This is a genomic window from Caballeronia sp. NK8 (genome assembly GCF_018408855.1).
In the GTDB taxonomy this organism is placed as follows: Bacteria; Pseudomonadota; Gammaproteobacteria; order Burkholderiales; family Burkholderiaceae; genus Caballeronia.
Map to the genome: position 1 here is coordinate 227169 of NZ_AP024322.1, position 18832 is coordinate 246000.

20 protein-coding genes and 1 tRNA gene are annotated in these 18832 nt (G+C 63.2%); 9 read left to right on the forward strand and 12 right to left on the reverse strand.

Annotated elements, in window-relative coordinates; all coding sequences use genetic code 11:
- Nucleotides 1-61: 61 nt before the first annotated feature.
- Nucleotides 62-997: an RNA polymerase sigma factor RpoH gene (gene rpoH, locus NK8_RS01120; protein WP_162066732.1), complete on the reverse strand. Its 936-nt coding sequence runs from the start codon at nucleotides 995-997 to the stop codon at nucleotides 62-64.
- 360 nt (nucleotides 998-1357) lie between these two features.
- On the opposite strand from rpoH, the gene NK8_RS01125 reads away from it, so the two are divergent.
- Together NK8_RS01125 and NK8_RS01130 are read left to right on the forward strand one after the other, a co-directional pair.
- Nucleotides 1358-1915, forward strand: a complete 558-nt coding sequence (locus NK8_RS01125; RefSeq protein ID WP_162064773.1) for an acyloxyacyl hydrolase — start codon at nucleotides 1358-1360, stop codon at nucleotides 1913-1915.
- Nucleotides 1916-1960: 45 nt separating this feature from the next.
- The gene (locus NK8_RS01130; protein WP_061158871.1) at nucleotides 1961-2344 is read left to right on the forward strand and encodes a nuclear transport factor 2 family protein; all 384 of its coding nucleotides are present in this window, start codon (nucleotides 1961-1963) and stop codon (nucleotides 2342-2344) included.
- A 28-nt stretch (nucleotides 2345-2372) separates the two neighbouring features.
- On the opposite strand, the gene leuA is transcribed toward NK8_RS01130, so the two are convergent.
- Nucleotides 2373-4028 (reverse strand): 2-isopropylmalate synthase, encoded by a 1656-nt coding sequence (gene leuA, locus NK8_RS01135; RefSeq protein WP_162064774.1) that lies wholly within the window; start codon nucleotides 4026-4028, stop codon nucleotides 2373-2375.
- A gap of 415 nt (nucleotides 4029-4443) precedes the next feature.
- Nucleotides 4444-5445 carry a DNA-binding protein YbiB gene (ybiB, locus tag NK8_RS01140; protein WP_213226884.1) on the reverse strand — a complete coding sequence of 334 codons (1002 nt, stop codon included), beginning with the start codon at nucleotides 5443-5445 and terminating at the stop codon, nucleotides 4444-4446.
- 312 nt (nucleotides 5446-5757) lie between these two features.
- On the opposite strand from ybiB, the gene NK8_RS01145 reads away from it, so the two are divergent.
- Genes NK8_RS01145 through NK8_RS01155 form a run of 3 tightly spaced genes read left to right on the forward strand, consistent with a single transcriptional unit; the run spans nucleotide 5758 to nucleotide 7740 of the window.
- Entirely contained in the window at nucleotides 5758-6456 is a 699-nt protein-coding gene (locus tag NK8_RS01145) for a fumarylacetoacetate hydrolase family protein (protein WP_213226885.1), read from the forward strand.
- A 10-nt stretch (nucleotides 6457-6466) separates the two neighbouring features.
- On the forward strand, nucleotides 6467-7111 hold the full coding sequence (gene maiA, locus NK8_RS01150) for a maleylacetoacetate isomerase (RefSeq protein WP_213228429.1): 645 nt from the start codon (nucleotides 6467-6469) through the stop codon (nucleotides 7109-7111).
- Entirely contained in the window at nucleotides 7108-7740 is a 633-nt protein-coding gene (locus NK8_RS01155) for a LysE/ArgO family amino acid transporter (RefSeq protein WP_213226886.1), read from the forward strand. Before maiA ends, NK8_RS01155 begins: the two co-directional genes overlap by 4 nt.
- Before the next feature lie 34 nt (nucleotides 7741-7774).
- On the opposite strand, the gene ftsY is transcribed toward NK8_RS01155, so the two are convergent.
- Nucleotides 7775-9031, reverse strand: coding sequence for a signal recognition particle-docking protein FtsY (gene ftsY / locus NK8_RS01160; protein ID WP_213226887.1), 1257 nt, complete (start codon nucleotides 9029-9031; stop codon nucleotides 7775-7777).
- 233 nt (nucleotides 9032-9264) lie between these two features.
- Here ftsY and rsmD point away from each other — a divergent pair, with 233 nt between their 5' ends.
- From rsmD to NK8_RS01175, 3 genes are all read left to right on the forward strand, one after another.
- Complete coding sequence (gene rsmD, locus NK8_RS01165) at nucleotides 9265-9891, forward strand: 16S rRNA (guanine(966)-N(2))-methyltransferase RsmD (protein ID WP_213226888.1); 627 nt, start codon at nucleotides 9265-9267, stop codon at nucleotides 9889-9891.
- Between the two features lie 100 nt (nucleotides 9892-9991).
- Nucleotides 9992-10498, forward strand: a complete 507-nt coding sequence (gene coaD / locus NK8_RS01170) for a pantetheine-phosphate adenylyltransferase (RefSeq protein ID WP_061172699.1) — start codon at nucleotides 9992-9994, stop codon at nucleotides 10496-10498.
- Between the two features lie 77 nt (nucleotides 10499-10575).
- Nucleotides 10576-10836 carry a YfhL family 4Fe-4S dicluster ferredoxin gene (locus tag NK8_RS01175; protein ID WP_162064778.1) on the forward strand — a complete coding sequence of 87 codons (261 nt, stop codon included), beginning with the start codon at nucleotides 10576-10578 and terminating at the stop codon, nucleotides 10834-10836.
- Here NK8_RS01175 and hisC read toward each other — a convergent pair.
- The 8 genes from hisC to NK8_RS01215 all read right to left on the reverse strand — a co-directional run bounded on the left by hisC (nucleotide 10833) and on the right by NK8_RS01215 (nucleotide 17912).
- Nucleotides 10833-11900 carry a histidinol-phosphate transaminase gene (hisC, locus tag NK8_RS01180; protein WP_213226889.1) on the reverse strand — a complete coding sequence of 356 codons (1068 nt, stop codon included), beginning with the start codon at nucleotides 11898-11900 and terminating at the stop codon, nucleotides 10833-10835. The genes NK8_RS01175 and hisC overlap by 4 nt on opposite strands.
- Nucleotides 11901-11913: 13 nt before the next feature.
- Nucleotides 11914-12516 (reverse strand): aminoacyl-tRNA hydrolase, encoded by a 603-nt coding sequence (gene pth / locus NK8_RS01185; protein ID WP_162064780.1) that lies wholly within the window; start codon nucleotides 12514-12516, stop codon nucleotides 11914-11916.
- Between the two features lie 104 nt (nucleotides 12517-12620).
- Entirely contained in the window at nucleotides 12621-13238 is a 618-nt protein-coding gene (locus NK8_RS01190; protein ID WP_061172703.1) for a 50S ribosomal protein L25/general stress protein Ctc, read from the reverse strand.
- 153 nt (nucleotides 13239-13391) lie between these two features.
- Nucleotides 13392-14345 carry a ribose-phosphate pyrophosphokinase gene (locus tag NK8_RS01195; RefSeq protein WP_162064781.1) on the reverse strand — a complete coding sequence of 318 codons (954 nt, stop codon included), beginning with the start codon at nucleotides 14343-14345 and terminating at the stop codon, nucleotides 13392-13394.
- Between the two features lie 50 nt (nucleotides 14346-14395).
- Nucleotides 14396-14472 (reverse strand) — tRNA-Gln (locus tag NK8_RS01200).
- Between the two features lie 53 nt (nucleotides 14473-14525).
- Nucleotides 14526-15407: a 4-(cytidine 5'-diphospho)-2-C-methyl-D-erythritol kinase gene (gene ispE, locus NK8_RS01205; RefSeq protein ID WP_162064782.1), complete on the reverse strand. Its 882-nt coding sequence runs from the start codon at nucleotides 15405-15407 to the stop codon at nucleotides 14526-14528.
- Nucleotides 15408-15426: 19 nt separating this feature from the next.
- Nucleotides 15427-16053 (reverse strand): lipoprotein insertase outer membrane protein LolB, encoded by a 627-nt coding sequence (gene lolB / locus NK8_RS01210; protein ID WP_162064783.1) that lies wholly within the window; start codon nucleotides 16051-16053, stop codon nucleotides 15427-15429.
- Nucleotides 16053-17912, reverse strand: coding sequence for a tetratricopeptide repeat protein (locus NK8_RS01215; RefSeq protein ID WP_213226890.1), 1860 nt, complete (start codon nucleotides 17910-17912; stop codon nucleotides 16053-16055). Before NK8_RS01215 ends, lolB begins: the two co-directional genes overlap by 1 nt.
- Nucleotides 17913-17997: 85 nt before the next feature.
- On the opposite strand from NK8_RS01215, the gene mutM reads away from it, so the two are divergent.
- Nucleotides 17998-18828, forward strand: coding sequence for a bifunctional DNA-formamidopyrimidine glycosylase/DNA-(apurinic or apyrimidinic site) lyase (mutM, locus tag NK8_RS01220; RefSeq protein ID WP_213226891.1), 831 nt, complete (start codon nucleotides 17998-18000; stop codon nucleotides 18826-18828).
- Nucleotides 18829-18832 lie beyond the last annotated feature (4 nt).

Below are 18832 nucleotides of genomic sequence, written 5' to 3' on the forward strand. Positions count from 1 at the left end.
AAAAAGCCCGCCGTCTCGTCGACGGCGGGCTTCGCAACTTCTGCTACGGCACAGTCAGGTATTACGCGTAGTCGTGCAGCGCGGAGCGCATTTTCTTCATCGCGCTCGCTTCGATCTGGCGGATGCGTTCCGCCGACACGCCGAACTCGTCGGCAAGTTCATGCAGCGTCTTGCCGCCCGAGCCATCGTCCTGCACGTCGAGCCAGCGCGCCTTGATGATGCGGCGGCTGCGCTCATCGAGCGATTCCAGCGCGTCGGCGAGTCCGTCGCTTTGCAGCTTGTCGAACTGGCGCGCGGCGATGACGTTCGTCGGCTCGTTGTGCGAGTCTGCAAGATAGGCGATCGGCGCGAATGCTTCCTCGCCGTCGTCGATCTGGCCTTCGAGCGCGATATCGCCGCCCGACAGGCGCGTTTCCATCTCCGCGACTTCCTCGCGCTTCACGTTCAGCTCGCTCGCGAGACCTTCGATCTCGTCCGGCGTGAACGCCGAATGGCTCGTCTTGTGGCTGCGCAGGTTGAAGAACAGCTTGCGCTGCGCCTTGGTTGTGGCGACCTTCACCATGCGCCAGTTGCGCAGGATGTACTCGTGGATCTCGGCCTTGATCCAGTGCATCGCGTACGAAACCAGGCGTACGTTTTGCTCGGGGTCGAAGCGCTTCACGGCCTTCATCAGACCGATGTTGCCTTCCTGGATCAGGTCTGCGTGCGGCAGGCCGTAGCCAAGGTAGTTGCGGGCGATCGACACTACGAGGCGCAAGTGCGAAAGCACGAGCTGGCGCGCGGCGTTCAGGTTGCCCTGCTCGCGGAATTCGGTGGCGTACTGACGTTCCTCTGCTTGCGAAAGCATCGGAATGCGGTTCACTGCTTGTATATAGGAATCGATGTTGCCGATCTGGCCGGTCAGCATCGACGACTGTGCGTACGTCAGCGCGCCTGCCGAAGATGCCTTGGCAGGTGCCGAGCTCAGAACATTCGGAAGGGTCATCGCATTGGTCACGCTCATTAGCTCCTTATCAACAATTCACTCGCCGCTTAACGGCGGCAAGTCAGACACGATATTAGCACTCCGGTTTAGCGAGTGCTAAGTGTTAGAGGGCAGGAGAATGTGTGAGTTCCCACAAACGCTATCGAATTTGCGAGGTCAATAGGACAGATTGTTGCGATAAAAGCGGAATATTATACCGATCAGCCGTTCGCTTTCGAATCGATTACCGCTTTTGTGCATTGCGGCGAAAGAAAATTCAACAGAATGGAGCGCGTCGTTACGCTTTCTGCACATCTTGAAAAACGTCTCTAGAATTCGCCAGACAACGCTGTTAATGAAACACGCCCGTCATCCGAGGAAAATGGGGTGCTCATGCATAAAAACAAGAGTTCGTGGATTTTCCGTTCGGCAGTCTGCGCCGCGTTCGGCCTCGCGTCGGCAGCGGCGCACGCGGACAGGTTCGGCGTTCAGGTCGCTGGCGGCGTCGCCAACCATGACATCAAGAAACTCGATCTCGGCGTCGCCTGGGACCCGGGCCTCACCTGGTGGGAGATCGGCGGATTCCATTTCACGCTCATCGGCGAAGGGCACGTCTCCTACTGGCATACGACCGAGGACAACGCCGTCCACCCGAGCATCTGGGAAGTCGGCCTTACGCCGGTCGTGCGCTTCGTGAAGAGTTCGGGCTACTTCCGGCCGTTCATCGAGGCGGGCGTCGGCGTGCGGCTGCTTTCGCACGCGCGCATCACGCAGGATTTCACCGTGTCGACGGCCTTCCAGTTCGCCGACATGGTCGGCGTCGGCATGATTTTCGGCGAAAAACAGAGCTATCAGGCGGGCTTCCGATTCCAGCATCTGTCGAACGCAGGTATCAAAGACCCGAATCCTGGTATAAATTTCAGCCAGCTATATCTGCAATACAACTTCTGACGGGGCGCCGGCGTATCGGTTCCTCGACACAAGGGGAATGGACAGATGCCGGCAAAAACCATTGAGGCCATCCGCGGCCTCGAGCGTGACCGTTTCCGTGCGATGGTCGAGAGCGACGGCCCCGCGCTGGATGCGTTGCTGGCTGAAAACGTCAGCTACGTCCACACGAACGGCAAGCGGGAGACGAAGCGCCAGTTCATCGACGCCATCACCGCAGGCCGCCGCCGCTATCGTCAGATCGAGATTCAGTCGCAGGATGTGCTGCCCGCGGGGCGCGATACGTGTCTCGTGTCCGGGCGCGCGCTGATCGAGATGGAATCGAAGAACGGCGCGCTGCTTTTTCCGATCGCCTATACCGCCGTGCACGTCCAGACCGAAGGGCAGTGGCAACTGCTTGCCCTGCAGGCGACGCGCGTCGCGCTGGAGTAGCGCCGCGCGCGCCGCCTTGCGCTGAGGCTTACGCCGCCTCCATCGCCTCGTCCTGCCGATCCTCCTGCACGACGCGCTTCGAACGATTCACCGCGCTCACGACCGCATCGGCGACCGCGAGCGCTGGATTCGCATGCACCGCGACGCCGAAGCGCGTCTGGCCGTCGCCGACGCGGCAGCCGACGAACGCGGCCGTGTCGCCGCTCGCCGTGACGGCGGTTTCGAACCAGTTCACGCTCGCGTCCACGCCGAGTGCTGCCGCGACCGTCTGCGCCCAGACATCGCCGCTCGGCGCGCTTGCCGCCGGCGCGATCACGACGCGCTTTCCGAACACCGACAGGGTCGAGGCGTCGATACGCGATACCGGCCCGCCCGCGTCGAAATACTCGCGTTTGAAGAGTTCGCAGATCGCTTCGCCGCTGATTTCCGCGCCCGATGTGTCCGTGACGGTCTGAACGGCGTGGCTGAATTCGATCTGCACGCGGCGCGGCGGCGTGAAGCCGAGCCCGCGTTCGAGCAGATAAGTGGAGCCGCCCTTGCCGGACTGGCTGTTCACGCGGATCACGGCATCGTAGCTGCGGCCGAGATCGGCCGGATCGATCGGCAGATACGGCACCTCCCACACCGTGCCCGGCACGCGCTGCGCGAAGCCTTTGCGGATCGCGTCCTGATGCGAACCCGAAAACGCGGTGAAGACGAGATCGCCGGCGTACGGATGGCGCGGATGCACCGGAATCTGATTGCAGCGCTCGACGACGCGGCGCACGGCGTCGATGTCGGAGAAATCGAGCTCCGGATCGATGCCTTGTGTGTACAGATTCATCGCGAGCGTGACGAGATCGACGTTGCCGGTGCGCTCGCCGTTGCCGAACAGACACCCTTCGATGCGGTCCGCGCCCGCGAGCAGCGCCATTTCCGCCGCGGCGACCGCCGTGCCGCGATCGTTATGCGGATGCACCGACAACACGATGCTGTCGCGATAACCCATGTTGCGGTCCATCCACTCGATCTGGTCGGCGAAGACGTTCGGCATCGCGGCTTCGACGGTCGCGGGCAGATTCACGATCATCTTGTGGTCGGGCGTCGGACGCCAGGTTTGCGCGACCGCATCGCATACTTCGCGCGCGAACGAAAGCTCGGTCATGCTGAAGGTTTCGGGCGAGTACTGATAGATCCAGTGCGTGTCCGGTCGCGCTGCCGCGCATTCCTTGATGAGGCGCGTGCCTTCGACGGCCAGCGCCTTCACTTCGTCCTTCGACTGGTTGAACACGATCTTGCGGAACGACGGCGCGATCGCGTTATAGAGGTGCACGATCACCTTGCTCGCGCCCGCGACCGCTTCGAAGGTGCGCTCGATCAGTTCGCGGCGCGACTGCACGAGCACTTCGATGGTCACGTCATCCGGGATGCGCTTTTCGTCGATCAGTTTGCGCACGAAATCGAAATCGGTCTGCGATGCCGACGGGAACCCCACCTCGATTTCCTTGAACCCGATCTTCACCAGCATCTCGAAGAATTCGAGCTTCGCAGCGATGCTCATCGGCTCGATGAGCGACTGGTTGCCGTCGCGCAGATCGGTGCTCATCCAGATGGGCGCTTTCTCGATCGTGCGGTTCGGCCAGCGGCGGCCATTCAGACGGACTTGCGGAAACGGGCGGTATTTCTCGGCGGGGTTCGGCATCATGATCGTCGATCTCTCTTCGGACGGTTTGCGTAGCGCCTGCGAGAGAGACCGTGTCCGGCGGCTGGCCGGGCGTGACGGAATGCACGTAAGACGAAGCAGCGCGCGCGATCACACGAATCACCAGCGATGGTGACGCCTGTGACCAACGTGAACGTGCGCGAAGCAGCGTGCATTTGACCCTCGCGTTTCCGTATCGCGGGATGCGCGAACGAAAAGCTGACGACTACAAGTGGTAAGAAACGGAACTACTGGGACTTCTGGCAGGACCACGCGCCTTGCGACGCGCGGCGCTACGTCTGGCGACTTACGCTAGACGTAGCGATAGGGGCCGCGCTAGGCGGCCCGAAATAATTCGGAGGGAGGAAGGCTGGGTGAAGCTCATGCGTTCGACTTTAAACCACCGTTGAATACCGTGTCAAATGGGGTTTGCCGAGTTTGTCTGATCAGGGACCGGTTTGCGCGCCACCCGGGCGATCACCTCAACCTGGCGTGCGACCGCGGGCGGCACCGGCACGTCGCCGCGCAACACGCATTCGATCCACCGCGCAGTGGTCGCCGCGTCGAGCGTTTCGGGCAGATCGACTTGCGGCGCGTGCGGCTGCGAGTGCTCCGGCGCGATCAGCGTCTCGACGTGGCCGTCGTGGAACCAGTCGACCTGCACCTGGCGGCGCGTGTCGGCGACGGCCTCGCCTTCCGTGCCGCGCGCGAGCAGCGCGCCGCCCGCCGCCGCGTCCGGATGCTCCGTGAACAGCCCCGTGAGGCTCTCGCGATATTCCGGATGCGTGTAGTTGACGAGCCGCAGGCCCGGTTCCGCGAACGGCTGCAGAATTTTCACCAGCGTGTGCGTCGAATTGCGCACGCCCATGCGACGCCTGAGCGCGAGCAGCCGCGCGAGCTTCGGCGCGAGCACCGTGGTCGGCGCGAAGGCGAGGCGGCGCGAGGCGAGACTATCCTCGATTTCATCGTGCGAAGCCGCGTGCGCGATACCCAGTTCCGCGAAAATCTCGGCGCTCGTGACGCGGCCCGGATCGTCGGTGACGCCATGCACCAGCACCGGTACGCCCTCGCGCGCGAGCAGATGCGATAGCAGCGGCACGAGGTTGGGCGTCTTGCGTGCGCCGTTGTAGCTCGGAATCGACACCGGCCGGGCGTGTTCGCGCCCGTCCTGAACATGCAGCGGTTCGAACGAGCGATGCGCGGCGGACAGCATCGCGGCGAGTTCCGCGGCGGACTCGCCCTTGACGCGGTAGGCGAGCAGCACCGCGCCGAGTTCGAGTTCGGGGACGCGGTCCTCGAGCATCGCTTCGTAGAGCGCGTAGGTGTCGTCGTGCGAAAGTGCGCGCGCGCCGTTCGGCCCGCGGCCGATTTCCTTGATGTAGCGTGCGCAGGCGAAAGGTAGGGAAGCGGAGTCGGTCATGGAGAGAGGCGCGGATCGGGCGCTCAATTTCATCATCCGAGCGATGCCGCCGCGCTTTTTAAGGTGCAGGAAGCTTATTGAGTACCGCATTTGACGGGCGCTGGCAAGGTACGCCAGCCGAACGTTTCGCGCGCACGGCGCCCGATGCTTGCTGAAAACGAAGCGTCGCCCGTTCCGTCGAAGGCTTGCCGAAAGCTCGCAAAGCCGCGCCCGCCAAGCCTCACGGGCATCGCCACGAGGTTCGCGCGCACGTTAAACTCCCTTTTCGCATCGCCCATGAATCTGCAAATCACACAGCAACAGGAGAGCGGGATGACCTACGTGTTTCCTCCGGCGCCGGCAGCAGCGGTGCCCGTCGATGGTTCGAACGAGCAGTTTCCAGTACGGCGCATCTACTGCGTCGGCCGCAACTACGAAGCCCACGCGCGCGAAATGGGCCACGATCCGGACCGCGAGCCGCCGTTCTTCTTCAGCAAGCCCGCCGATGCCGTGCTGTACGTCGCGCCCGGCGCCACGGGCGAGTTCCCGTATCCGTCGCAGACGAAGAACCTGCACTTCGAGATGGAGCTGGTTGCCGCGATCGGCAAGCAGGGCAAGGACATCTCCGCCGACAACGCGCTCGATCATGTCTACGGCTACGCGCTCGGCCTCGACATGACGCGCCGCGACCTGCAAGCCGAAGCGAAGAAGCTCGGCCGTCCGTGGGACACCGCGAAAGGCTTCGACCGTTCCGCGCCGATCGGCCCGATCCATCCCGTTTCGAAGGTCGGGCATCTGGAAAAGAGCGCGATCTGGCTGACCGTCAACGGCGAGCAAAAGCAGCGCTCGGACATCTCGCAACTGATCTGGTCGGTGGGCGAGACGGTCGCGTATCTGTCGACGCTCTTCGAGCTGTTTCCCGGGGATCTCATCTTCACGGGCACGCCGGAAGGCGTCGGCGCCGTCGTGAAGGGCGATCTGCTCAAGGGCGGCGTCGATGGCATCGGCGAATTTTCCGTGCGCGTCGTCTGAGCGCATGAATATGAAGCTCTATAGCTATTTCCGCAGCTCGGCCGCGTATCGCGTGCGAATCGCGCTGAATCTGAAGGGCCTCGACTACGAGTACGAGGCGGTGCATCTGCTGCGCGACGGCGGCCAGCAACTGAAGCCCGAGTACCGCGCGGTGAATCCCGACGGCATCGTGCCCGCACTGATCGACGACGGCGACGTGCTCACGCAGTCGCTCGCGATCATCGAGTATCTGGAGGAGACGCATCCCGAGCCGCCGCTCTTGCCGAAGCGCCCGTCCGATCGCGCGTTCGTGCGCTCGGTCGCGATGCAGGTCGCGTGCGAAATCCATCCGCTCGACAATCTGCGCGTGCTCAAGTACCTGAAGCATCAGGTCAAGGTGCCGGATGAAGCCAAGGACGCGTGGTATCGGCATTGGGTCGAAACCGGCTTTGCGTCGCTCGAAAAGCGCCTCGCCGCCGATCCGCGCGTCGGCGCGCTGACCTTCGGCGATACGCCGACCGTCGCCGATCTGTGCATCGTGCCGCAGGTGTTCAACGCGCGGCGCTTCGGCATCGACGTGAGCCCCTATCCGACGCTCGCGCGTATCGCGGATCACGCCTGCACGATCGACGCGTTCGCACGGGCCGCTCCGGCGCAACAGCCGGACGCCGAATGACGGCAGCGGTTTCTGCCGGAGCACTGTCGAGTTATCTGTCGGGTGCGGGGCTGGGCGCGAGCCTGATCGTCGCGATCGGCGCGCAGAACGCGTTCGTGTTGCGGCAGGGGTTGAAGCGCCGGCACGTGGGCGTGGTCGTGTCGATTTGCGCGCTCATCGACGTGCTGTTGATCGCGCTGGGCGTCGCCGGAATGGGCGCGCTCATCGCGCGTGCGCCCGTTCTGCTCGACGTGATTCGCTGGGCCGGCGCGATCTTCGTGTTTCTGTACGGATTGCGCGCGTTTCTCGCGGCATGGCGCGGGCCGGGGCATCTGAACGCGTCGGACGGCGAATCGCAGACGGCGATCGGCGCGGCGTCCACCGTGCTCGCGCTGTCGCTGCTCAATCCGCACGTCTATCTCGATACCGTGGTGCTGCTCGGGGGCATCGGCGCGCAACGCGGCTGGCCGGCCAACGCGTGGTTCGCGGCGGGCGCGATGTGCGCGTCGGTCGTCTGGTTCACCACGCTCGGCTACGGCGCGCGCCTTTTGGAACCGTGGTTCGAGAAGGACGTGTCGTGGCGCGTGTTGGATGTGATCGTCGGCTGCGTGATGTGGTGGATCGCGGCGTCCCTGATATTCGCGCGATGAAAAAAGGGCGTCCACGCGGACGCCCTTTTCAGGTTCAGCCGAGCAGCGCGTCGGCGAATTCTTCGGCGCTGAACGGTTGCAGATCCTCGACCTTCTCGCCCACGCCGATGAAATACACCGGCACCGGCCGCTGTCGCGCGATCGCGGCGAGAATGCCGCCTTTCGCGGTGCCGTCGAGTTTCGTGACGACGAGACCGGTCAGACCCAGCGCATCGTCGAACGCCTTGACCTGCGCGAGCGCGTTCTGACCCGTGTTGGCATCGATCACGAGCAGCACTTCGTGCGGCGCGTCGGGCATCGCCTTCGCGATCACGCGGCGCACCTTGCGCAGCTCTTCCATCAGATGCAATTGCGTCGGCAGGCGGCCGGCGGTGTCGGCCATCATCACGTCGATCTTGCGCGCGCGCGCCGCGCCGACCGCGTCGTAAATCACGGCGGCGGCATCGCCGCTTTCCTGCGCGATCACGGTCACGTTGTTGCGCTCGCCCCAGACCGTGAGCTGTTCGCGCGCGGCGGCGCGGAAGGTGTCGCCGGCGGCGAGCAGCACGGACTGATCGAAGCGCTGCAGATGCTTCGCCAGCTTGCCGATGCTGGTCGTCTTGCCGACGCCGTTCACGCCCGCGATCATCATCACGAGCGGTTGCGCGCGGCCGAGCATCAGTGATTTTTCGAGCGGACGCAGCAAGTCGACGAGCAATTCGCGCAGCGCGGCCTTCACCTGCGATGCATCGGTCAGACGCTCCGAGCGCACTTTTTCGCGCAGCGATTCGAGCAGGAATTCGGTGGCGTCGACGCCGGCGTCGGACATCAGCAGCGCGGTTTCGAGCTCTTCGTACAGGTCTTCATCGATCTTCGCGCTGACGAAAATGCCGGTCAGGTTGGAACTCGTCTTCGACAGACCGTGACGCAGGCGGGAAAGCCACGACTTCTTCGCAGCAGGATCGAGCGTGGGCGGCGGCAGGATTTCTTCGCTCGCCTGATCCGTTTCCGGACCACGCGCCCATTGCGACTGCGTGCGGCCTTGCCAGTATTCCTTCGAATCGCCGGCCGGAAGCTGGACGGGCGCAGCGGTGATGGGCGCAACAGGAGCGACGGGTTCGGGAGGCGCCGGTTCCGTCGGCTGAATATCCTCCGGCAGCGCTTCTTCCAGTGGGGCTTCGGCGCTGAGCGCCTGCCGTTCCAGCTCGGCGTCCGAGATGTCGTCGTCCCCGTCCGCCTCGACGATGTCTTCCTGAGGCGTGTCGAGCGGCGCGTCAGCCGGCTTTTTGAATTTCTTGAAGAAGCTGAACATGGATGTGTGGCGATGATGCGCGCGTGATCGGTGGCCTCGTGCGCGCTTTGAGGTCGCTTTGCGCGAGGCCGGCGCGAAAGGGTAGAAGCCGCATATTTTATCAGGCGCCGCCGCGCCCGCCCGTGCGGCACCCGGCACGGCGCGCGCGTGTGGTAACGTTGGCTTTCATTGCCCGTGCCGGCCGATCGTCAAGCAAAAATACGTCCGGCGCGCTCGACTCCAACCATCCTCTTATGCCTCGCTCGACCGCTACCCGTTCCGTCCTGCCCAGCCACACGCCCTTGCGCGGCGGCAAACCGCACACGATCCGCATCATCGGCGGAGACTGGAAGCGCACACCGCTGCCCGTGCTCGATCTCGACGGCCTCAGGCCCACGCCGGATCGCGTGCGCGAAACGCTCTTCAACTGGCTCGGCCAGGATCTCTCCGGACAGCGTTGCCTCGACATGTTCGCGGGCAGCGGTGCGCTCGGTTTCGAGGCGGCGTCGCGCGGTGCGGCGCGCGTGCTGATGGTCGAGCGCAGCGCGAAGGCCGCCGCGCAGATCAGGGCGAATCAGACGAAGCTCGGCGCGCGCAACATCGAAATCGCGGAAGCAGATGCCCTGCGGCTCGCCACCAGCCTAGCGCCCGGCTCGTTCGACGTGATCTTTCTGGACCCGCCGTTCGGCGATCAGGCGTTGCTCTTGCGCGCGCTCGCGCTGGCGGTGCCGCTCGTCGCGCCCGATGGCGCGATTTACGTCGAATGCGGCGATCCGCTGGACCTGGCGGGTATCGACGCGCTCGCGGGCTGGAGCGTCGTGCGCGATGGTAAGGCGGGTGCCGTTCGCTATCATTTGCTGCGCCGCGAAAATGAGGAATAATGCGCGTTCCCCAATTTGGGACAGCCAGTCTTGATGGGAATGAGGCAGAGTGGGGCGTCGCAGCCACGCGACCCAATGTAAATAGAAGAGGAGAAAGCTCATGGTTGTCGCCGTGTATCCGGGTACGTTCGACCCGCTCACTCGTGGGCATGAAGACATTGTCCGGCGCGCATCGAGCATTTTCGATCAGCTCGTCGTGGGCGTCGCGGACAGCCGCGCGAAGAAGCCGTTTTTCTCGCTGCAGGAGCGGCTGGATATTGCGCACGACGTGCTCGGGCATTACCCGAACGTACAGGTGAGCAGTTTCACCGGGCTACTAAAAGACTTCGTGCGCAAGAACAACGCGCGCGTGATCGTGCGCGGATTGCGTGCCGTGTCCGATTTCGAGTATGAGTTTCAGATGGCGGGGATGAACCGCTACCTGTTGCCCGACGTCGAGACGATGTTCATGACGCCGTCCGACCAGTATCAGTTCATCTCGGGCACGATCGTGCGCGAGATCGCGCAGCTCGGCGGCGACGTGAGCAAGTTCGTGTTCCCGTCGGTGGAAAAGCGGCTGATCGACAAAGTCGGTAATCTGTCGCAGATGGACCCTGCGGCGCCGTGAAGCGCCCAGCCCGTGCGTCATCAGAAATGGCGCGCGGGCGTCATGCCGGTCGAGATACCGGCGCAAGAGAGTGAAGCATGTCTTTGATCATTACCGACGAGTGCATCAACTGCGACGTTTGCGAGCCCGAGTGCCCGAACGACGCCATTTCGATGGGTCCCGACATCTACGTGATCGACCCGAACAAATGCACGGAATGCGTCGGCCATTTCGACGAGCCGCAGTGCCAGCAAGTGTGTCCGGTCGAGTGCATTCCGCGCGATCCGGCGCACGTCGAAACGCCGGAGCAGTTGATGGCCAAATACCACGCGCTGATGGCTGCGAAGGGCAATTCCTAAGCGACGATTTCCGTCAGCGCGGCGACGAGCGCATCGCATTCCGCGGGCGTGCCGATCGAAATGCGCAGATGCTGATCGATGCGCGGCAGCCTGAAGTGGCGCACAAAGATCTCTTTCGCCTTGAGCGCGGCGGCGATTGTGGCGGCATCGTGCGCGGAATGCTTCGCGAACACGAAGTTCGCCGCGGACGGCACGACATCGAAACCGAGCGTCTGTAGCTGCGACGTCAACCGCTCACGGCTCGCAATGACCTTCGCGCAGCTTTCCTCGAACCACGCCTGATCTTCGTATGACGCGAGCGCCGCGGCTTGCGCGAGGCGATCCAGCGGATACGAGTTGAAGCTGTCCTTCACGCGCGTGAGCGCTTCGATCAGCGCCGCATCGCCAAACGCGAAGCCGACGCGCATGCCCGCGAGCGAACGCGCTTTCGACGTCGTCTGCACGACGAGCAGGTTCGGATAACGATCGATCAGATTCACGGCCGATTCCGCGCCGAAATCCACATACGCTTCATCGATGATCACCGGCGCGTCCGGGTTCGCCTTCAGCAGCACTTCGATTTCCGCAAGCGGCAGGGCGCGGCCCGTCGGCGCATTCGGATTCGGCAGCAGCACGCCGCCGGACGGCGCGCGGTAATCGTCGACATCGATGGCGAAATCCGCGTTCAACGGCACGGTCTCGTATTCGACGCCGTAAAGCTGCGCATAGACCGGATAGAAGCTGTAGGTGATGTCGGGAAAGCGGATCGGCCGGTCGTGCTTGAGCAGCGCCTGGAACGCGTGCGCGAGCACTTCATCGGAACCATTGCCTGCGAAGACCTGCTCGATGCGCAGCCCGTGATGCTTCGCGACCGCTTCGCGCAATGCCCGCGCGGTCGGATCGGGATACTTTCGCAACGACGCGCCGTCGCCGCCGAGTTCATGACGAATCGCCTCGACCACGCGCGGCGACGGCGGATACGGATTCTCGTTGGTGTTGAGCTTGACGGGATGCGCCAGCGCAGGTTGCTCGCCCGGCACATACGGCGTCAGACGATGGACGATATCGCTCCAGAAACGGCTCACAGTGGGCTCCAGATCAGGAATTACGGTGCAGGTTCATCATCGCACGCTCGGTTTCGCCGGCGACGACGAAAGGCATCACGGCAAGGGCACGCTCGATCGACTGATCGATCACGTCCTGTTCCTCGCGGCGCGGCGGCTTGAGCACGAAGTTCGCGACATCGGGTTTCGCACCCGCGCGCGCGCCTTCTGGAATCAGATCGCGCGGATGCCCGATGCCGATGCGCAAGCGCCAGTATTGCTGCGACGAGAGATGCGCGGAAATATCCTTGAGGCCGTTATGTCCGCCGCTGCCGCCGCCGAGCTTCATCTTGACGGTGCCGGGCGGAAGGTCGAGCTCGTCGTGCGCGACGAGAATCTCGTCGGGCAGGATCTTGAAGAACTGCGCGAGCGCGACCACCGATTGACCCGAACGGTTCATGAAGGTCTGCGGTTCGAGCAGATGGATCTCGTGGCCGTGCAGGCGTCCCTTGCCGTAGAAACCGTGAAAGCGGCGTTCTTCGCGCAGCGTCGCACCGGCGTCGCGTGCGAACTGGTCGACGAACCAGAAGCCCGCGTTATGCCGTGTCGCGGTGTATTCGGCGCCCGGATTGCCCAGGCCGACGATCAGCTTGATCATGTCGAATCGTGTAGAGCGAAAAAAACCCGCCGGGGCTTGCGCGCCGGCGGGTCACGTCGACCGTTCTTGCGAACGGATCGAGAGGATAGCGGTGTTCCGCGTGCTTACTCGGCTGCCGGCTTTTCGCCTTCAGCTTCGCCAGCCCCTTCCGACACGACAGCAGCCGGAACGGTAGCCGAAGCCACGACCGGGTTTTCTGCCTCGACGGACACCGTCAGGCTTACGCCCTTCGGCAGCGGGATGTCCTTCGCGTGCATCGTCTGGCCGGCTTCGATCTTCGCCAGATCGATTTCCAGGAACTCAGGCAGGTCTGCCGGCAGGCATTCCACTTCCAGTTCCGTCACGACGTGCGAGATCACCGCGCCCGCCAGCTTCACGGCCGGGTTGGTTTCCTGGTTCATGAAGTGCAGCGGCACCTTGGTGTGCAGCTTCTTCTTCGCGTCGACGCGCTGGAAGTCCACGTGCAGCACGAGCTGCTTGAACGGATGGTATTGCACGTCGCGCAGCAGAACCTGTTGCGACTTGCCGGCCAGTTCCAGATCGAGAATCGACGAGTGGAAAACTTCTTTCTTCAGGGCGTGCCACAGGGCGTTGTGGTCCAGTTCGACCAGTTGAACGTCCGTTTCACCACCGTACACGATACCCGGGGTCTTACCCGAGTTGCGCAGGCGGCGGCTCGCACCCGTACCTTGCTTGCTACGCTCGAAAGCGACGACTTTCATATCTGACTCCTATATCTGCCCGCGACCAGGCAGGGAAACCGGGATCATCGAAAAGGTGTGATCCCACAACAAGCGACGCGAACCTTCGTACGTTCGCATCGATCATGCAAAAAGACGCGAAGCGTGTGCTTCGCGTCTTTTCGCCAATTCTGTTTAACCTTCGGCGAACAGCGACATCACCGAGTCGCCGCGCCGGATTCGCGAGAACGTCTCCGCGAGCAGACCCGCGCTCGACAGAAGACGGATCTTCGAGCATGCGAGCGATTCGGCCGACAGCGGAATCGTGTCCGTGACGACGAGCTCGTCCAGCTGCGACGCCGCGATGCGCTCTCCCGCGCCACCCGAGAGCACCGGGTGCGTGGCATACGCGAAGACCTGCTTCGCGCCGCGGTCCTTCAGCACTTGCGCGGCCTTGCACAGCGTGCCGGCGGTATCGACCATGTCGTCCATGATCACGCAGGTGCGTCCTTCCACTTCACCGATGATGTTCATCACCTCGGCGACATTCGCCTTCGGACGGCGCTTGTCGATGATCGCGAGGTCGGTGTTCAACTGCTTGGCGAGCGCACGCGCGCGCACCACGCCGCCGACGTCCGGCGACACGACCAGCAGATGGTCATGGTTCTGCTTGCGCAGATCGCCGAGCAGAACGGGGGTAGCGTAGATGTTGTCGACGGGGATGTCGAAGAAGCCTTGAATCTGGTCGGCGTGCAGGTCCATGGTGATCACGCGATCGACGCCGGCAATTTCCAGCATGTTCGCGACGACCTTCGCCGAGATGGCCACTCGCGCGGAACGCGGACGGCGGTCTTGGCGCGCATAGCCGAAGTAGGGGATGGCTGCGGTGATCCGGCCTGCGGATGCGCGCTTGAGCGCATCGACCATGATCATCAGTTCCATCAGATTGTCGTTCGTCGGAGCGCAGGTGGACTGCAGAACGAATACGTCTTTACCCCGAACGTTTTCCTGAATCTCGACCATGATCTCGCCGTCTGAGAAGCGGCTGACCATTGCTTTGCCGAGAGGAATTCCAAGGATTTTGACGACTTCCTGTGCAAGCGCGGGATTTGCGTTGCCAGTAAAAACCATCAGGCCGTCACTGCTCATCGTGCACCTGTCTGCGGCTGGAGGCGAGAGGAAAAACGCGAGAAAAGGAATGGCAGGGGAGGAAGGACTCGAACCCTCGCATGCCGGAATCAAAATCCGGTGCCTTGACCAACTTGGCGACTCCCCTACACAACTCTGAGTCTCGCCGGGAAGTGTAGGACATACCCGACGAAACAAAACCTATGACGCGAAAGCGAAGAGAGGATGAGAATCCAGACTTGCCGTCACTACGCTTTTCCAGCTTGCCGGCAGTTTGGCTTGCGCCATTTCTGCTTCGGCTCGGCTGGCGAAAGCGGCGAACACGCTTGCTCCAGATCCGGTCATTCGCGCCGGTGCGAGATTGACAAACCACTCGAGCACCTGTGCAACTTCCGCGTACTTTTCTGCAACTACAGCCTGCATGTCATTTCGACCGAAGCTGTCCGGCCAGTTAGTGTCTGACCTTTGCGCTGCAAGAAAGTCCATCATTTTGGCGACTTTCGTATCCCTTGTCAAGGCTTTTTCCGAAAAAATCGCCGCGGTCGGAACGTGAACATTAGGTGTGACGACCAGGAAGAAGCGCTTTGGCAGATCGACTGCCTGGAGCGCCTCACCTACACCCTCTGCGAATGCATTTTGCCCGAAGACAAAAAACGGCACGTCCGCGCCGAGTTGCAGGCCGAGATTCTGCAGAATCTCACGCGAAAGATCAACACCCCATAGGCGATTTAACGCCAAAAGTGTTGTCGCCGCGTCGGAACTGCCTCCGCCGAGGCCCGCGCCCATCGGCAGACGCTTGTCGATCTCGATTTCCACGCCGAACGACGTGCCCGTGTGCTGCCGAAGCAGGCGCGCCGCGCGCACGATGAGGTCGTCGGCTTCGGGCACGCCCGGCACGTCCGTCTTGCGCGTGACGATGCCGTCGTCGCGGCGCGTGAAGTGCAGCCGGTCGCCCCAGTCGAGCAACTGGAAGACGGTCTGCAGCGAGTGATACCCATCCGGGCGGCGGCCCGTGATGTGCAGGAAAAGGTTCAGCTTCGCGGGCGCGAGGCAGTCACGGAGCGAATCGGTCGATGAGAACATGCGTGATGCAACTGCAAGGTTATTGATCGAGCACCAGCTTGATGTCGAGCGGCGGTTCGTTGCGCATCAGATTCACGCGCTTCACCCCGGTCGCGGGCGCGTCGGCGTAGGCGAGGTAATCGATCGTCCATCCGTCCTGCTTGATTTCCTTCGGGCGGCCATTGTTCGATTCGGGATCGAGCGTCGTCTGCGCGCGAGAACTGGGCGCGGCCGACGGCTGCAGCCAATAGCGCAGGCCTTCGACGGGCAGCGCGAAGCCGAGCGTGTTCTGCATCAGCAGGGAGACGTTGTCGGCGCTCACTGGCTGGCGGTTGGGAAGTTCGAGCGTGGCAAGCGACGGCGACGACGTGACGATCGCCATCGTCTGGCCGAGCGGATTGCGCAGTTGCAGCGTGACGGTGTCGCCTGTCTCCTGCCACTCGAAGTTGCCGTACGCGTTGCGCTGCACGCCGTTCTGGTCGTTGTACTGCACGGCGAAGCGTCCGTGATACGCGCGGCTCGTCTGCGTCGCGAGCGAAGTGGTTGCGTTCGTTGTAGTGGGGACGCGCGGCTGCACCGCGCAACCCGACATCACCAGCGCGGCGGCGGCCGCGACGCCGAGCGCGCCGCGTCGAAGCGCTGCGCCGGCAAAGAATTCGAATGCCATCAAAGATCGTTTACCTGGAGTCGTTTTAGCGTTTTGACGAGCGTGTCGTTGTCCGGTTCGAGCTTTTGCGCCTGCCGCCACGTGTCGCGCGCCTGATCCTGCTGACCGGACTTCCACTGCACCTCGCCCAGATGCGCGCCTATTTCGGCATTCGGCTGAAGGTTGTATGCGTTCTTGAGAATCTTCTCCGCTTCGGCCGAATTGCCCTGACGGAAACGCGCCCAGCCGAGGCTGTCCATGATGAACGCGTCGTTGGGCGCGAGCGAAACCGCTTTTTCGATCAGCTTCACCGCTTCGTCGAGCCGCTGGTTGCGGTCGACGAGCGAGTAGCCGAGCGCGTTGTACGCCTGCGGGTTGTTCGGCTGCGTGCGCATCAGCGTGCGCAATTGCGCTTCCATCACGTCGTAATGACCGTTCTTTTCGGCGGCCATCGCGTAGTCGTAGATGAGATCGGGATCGTCGGGGAACGCGGCGACCGCTTTCGCGAGATTCGCTTCCGCTTCCTTGTAGCGATGCGCCTCGAACAGAATCGCGGAGTCGGTGCGCGCGAGCAGCGCGAGATCGCGCGGATCGGAACTTTGCAGGCCGCCGAGCAGCGCACGCGCGTCGTCCACCTTGCCCTGCTTCGCGAGCAGTTGCGCGCGTGTGATCTGCGCGGGCAGATACTGCTGGCTCGTGCGCGGAATCTTGTCGAGCCACTGGCTCGCGGCAGCCTCGTTCTTCTGCTCCAGCGCCAGTTGCGCGAGATAGATGTACGCCTGGCCCGGGTCCGCGCCCGGCGTGCTTTCCGCCGTCTTCGCGTAAAGATTCAGAAAATCCTGCGCCTTGTCGAACTGTTTCTTCTGAATGTTGATGAGCGCGAGCGCCATCAACGGTGTCAGGTCTTTCGGGTCGTTCTTGCGCATGATCTCGAACTGCTTCTGCGCGTCGTCGAGCCTGTCGGACGACAGATACAACTGCGCAAGCGCGAGCCGTGCATCATGCGATTTCGGGTTCTTGTCGAGATACTTCTCGAACGAAGCGATGCCTTCCTTGCGCTCCTCCGGGCCCATGCGCGCGAGCGTGAGCGCGGCGGGCAGATAGTCTGGCTTGAGTTGCAGCGCCTTTTCGAGCGATGCCTTCGCGCCCGGCTGATCGTCCGCGATCAATTGCTGGCGTGCGAGCGCGAGCTGCACTTCGGGCCGGTCCTGATCGTTTTTCGTCAGATCCTTGAGCACGTTCAGCCCGCCGACGCGATTCGGTCCGCGCGCGAGCAGGCTCTGCAAGGAAAGAATGGCCTCGCCGCGCTGTTCGGGCGACACCTTCGAGAGTTCGCGCTCGAGCGTGGGCTTGGCGTCGTCCGGCTTGCCGCTGACGATCAGCAGCGATGCGCTCAACTGCGCCGCGCGCTCCGAATGCGGCGCGAACTGCTGCCAGAGCTGCGCCGACGTGAGCGCATCGTTCGGGCTTTGCGCTGCGATCGCGATTTCGGTCGCACGCTGCGCGAAACGCGGGTCGTGCGTGTCGCGGGCGAGAGAGAGATAGGTCTGGTAAGCGGGAGCAGGCTGGCCGCGTTGCAGCGCGACTTCGGCCGCCAGCACCTGGAACACGATCTGGCTGGACATTGCCACGTTCGGCAAGTCCTGCGATTCAGCACCGCTCACCGGTGCGGTCAGCAGATCGGCCGCGCTTTGTGCGTCGGACTGGTCGTCTTCGCTTGGAACGGGCGACGCGTTCGGCGCCTGCGCGTGTGCGGGCGCAAATGCGAGCGCGGCCATCGCGAGCGCGACGGCGCCGGCGATTCGCGACATGGGCACGGCGAACGAATGCGCCAGGCCGGCGTGACGCTTCGCAAACAGCTTCATGACGAACGAGTTCATGGAAATCCAGACGATGTTTCGGTCGATTGTAACGCGGTCGCTAAAATACCGGCACAACCGTCCCAGCAAGTCTCTCTCCAGAAAAATGCCCGAATTGCCGGAAGTCGAAGTCACCCGCCGGGGAATCGAACCCTATGTCGCCGGACGGCGTGTCGAGCACGTCGATGTACGCACGCCGGCGCTGCGCTGGCCGATCCCGCCGCATCTTCCGAAAACGCTCGATCATCTGAAGATCGAGCGGGTCGAGCGGCGCGGCAAGTATCTGCTGTTCGAGACGGTGGAAGGGTGGCTGATCGTACATCTCGGCATGACGGGCACATTGCGCGTGCTGCGTCACGTGCCGAAGCCGCCCGAGGCGGCGAAACACGATCACGTCGATATCGTGTTCGACGAGTTCATCCTGCGCTTTCGCGATCCGCGCCGCTTCGGTGCGATCCTCTGGCATCCGCGCGCGGACGGCGACGTCCTCGATCATCCGCTGCTCGCGAGTCTGGGCGTCGAGCCGTTCTCGCCGGAGTTCTCCGGCACGCTGCTGTTTCGCGAGACGCGCGGGCGCAAGGTGTCGGTGAAGCAGGCGCTGCTGGCGGGCGATATCGTCGTGGGCGTGGGGAACATCTATGCATCGGAGAGCCTCTTTCGCGCGGGCATCCGGCCGACCACCGCTGCCGGGCGCATCTCGCTCGTGCGCTACGATCTGCTCGCGGACGCAGTGCGCGTGACGCTCGCCGCCGCCATCGACAAGGGCGGCAGCACCTTGCGCGATTTTGTCGGCAGCAATGGCGAGTCGGGCTACTTCCAGCTCGACTATTTCGTCTATGATCGCGCGGGCCTGCCGTGCCACGTGTGCGGCACCGCGATCAGACAAATCGTCCAGGGACAGCGCTCCACGTACTTTTGCCCGCGCTGCCAACGCTAATTTC

Bases quoted from the DNA above. Each gene is read 5' to 3' on its own strand.
- NK8_RS01125 (WP_162064773.1), top strand. From the start codon at position 1,358: ATGCATAAAAACAAGAGTTCGTGGATTTTCCGTTCGGCAGTCTGCGCC.
- NK8_RS01130 (WP_061158871.1), top strand. From the start codon at position 1,961: ATGCCGGCAAAAACCATTGAGGCCATCCGCGGCCTCGAGCGTGACCGT.
- leuA (WP_162064774.1), bottom strand. From the start codon at position 4,028: ATGATGCCGAACCCCGCCGAGAAATACCGCCCGTTTCCGCAAGTCCGT.
- ybiB (WP_213226884.1), bottom strand. From the start codon at position 5,445: ATGACCGACTCCGCTTCCCTACCTTTCGCCTGCGCACGCTACATCAAG.
- NK8_RS01145 (WP_213226885.1), top strand. From the start codon at position 5,758: ATGACCTACGTGTTTCCTCCGGCGCCGGCAGCAGCGGTGCCCGTCGAT.
- maiA (WP_213228429.1), top strand. From the start codon at position 6,467: ATGAAGCTCTATAGCTATTTCCGCAGCTCGGCCGCGTATCGCGTGCGA.
- NK8_RS01155 (WP_213226886.1), top strand. From the start codon at position 7,108: ATGACGGCAGCGGTTTCTGCCGGAGCACTGTCGAGTTATCTGTCGGGT.
- ftsY (WP_213226887.1), bottom strand. From the start codon at position 9,031: ATGTTCAGCTTCTTCAAGAAATTCAAAAAGCCGGCTGACGCGCCGCTC.
- rsmD (WP_213226888.1), top strand. From the start codon at position 9,265: ATGCCTCGCTCGACCGCTACCCGTTCCGTCCTGCCCAGCCACACGCCC.
- coaD (WP_061172699.1), top strand. From the start codon at position 9,992: ATGGTTGTCGCCGTGTATCCGGGTACGTTCGACCCGCTCACTCGTGGG.
- NK8_RS01175 (WP_162064778.1), top strand. From the start codon at position 10,576: ATGTCTTTGATCATTACCGACGAGTGCATCAACTGCGACGTTTGCGAG.
- pth (WP_162064780.1), bottom strand. From the start codon at position 12,516: ATGATCAAGCTGATCGTCGGCCTGGGCAATCCGGGCGCCGAATACACC.
- NK8_RS01190 (WP_061172703.1), bottom strand. From the start codon at position 13,238: ATGAAAGTCGTCGCTTTCGAGCGTAGCAAGCAAGGTACGGGTGCGAGC.
- NK8_RS01195 (WP_162064781.1), bottom strand. From the start codon at position 14,345: ATGAGCAGTGACGGCCTGATGGTTTTTACTGGCAACGCAAATCCCGCG.
- ispE (WP_162064782.1), bottom strand. From the start codon at position 15,407: ATGTTCTCATCGACCGATTCGCTCCGTGACTGCCTCGCGCCCGCGAAG.
- lolB (WP_162064783.1), bottom strand. From the start codon at position 16,053: ATGGCATTCGAATTCTTTGCCGGCGCAGCGCTTCGACGCGGCGCGCTC.
- NK8_RS01215 (WP_213226890.1), bottom strand. From the start codon at position 17,912: ATGAACTCGTTCGTCATGAAGCTGTTTGCGAAGCGTCACGCCGGCCTG.
- mutM (WP_213226891.1), top strand. From the start codon at position 17,998: ATGCCCGAATTGCCGGAAGTCGAAGTCACCCGCCGGGGAATCGAACCC.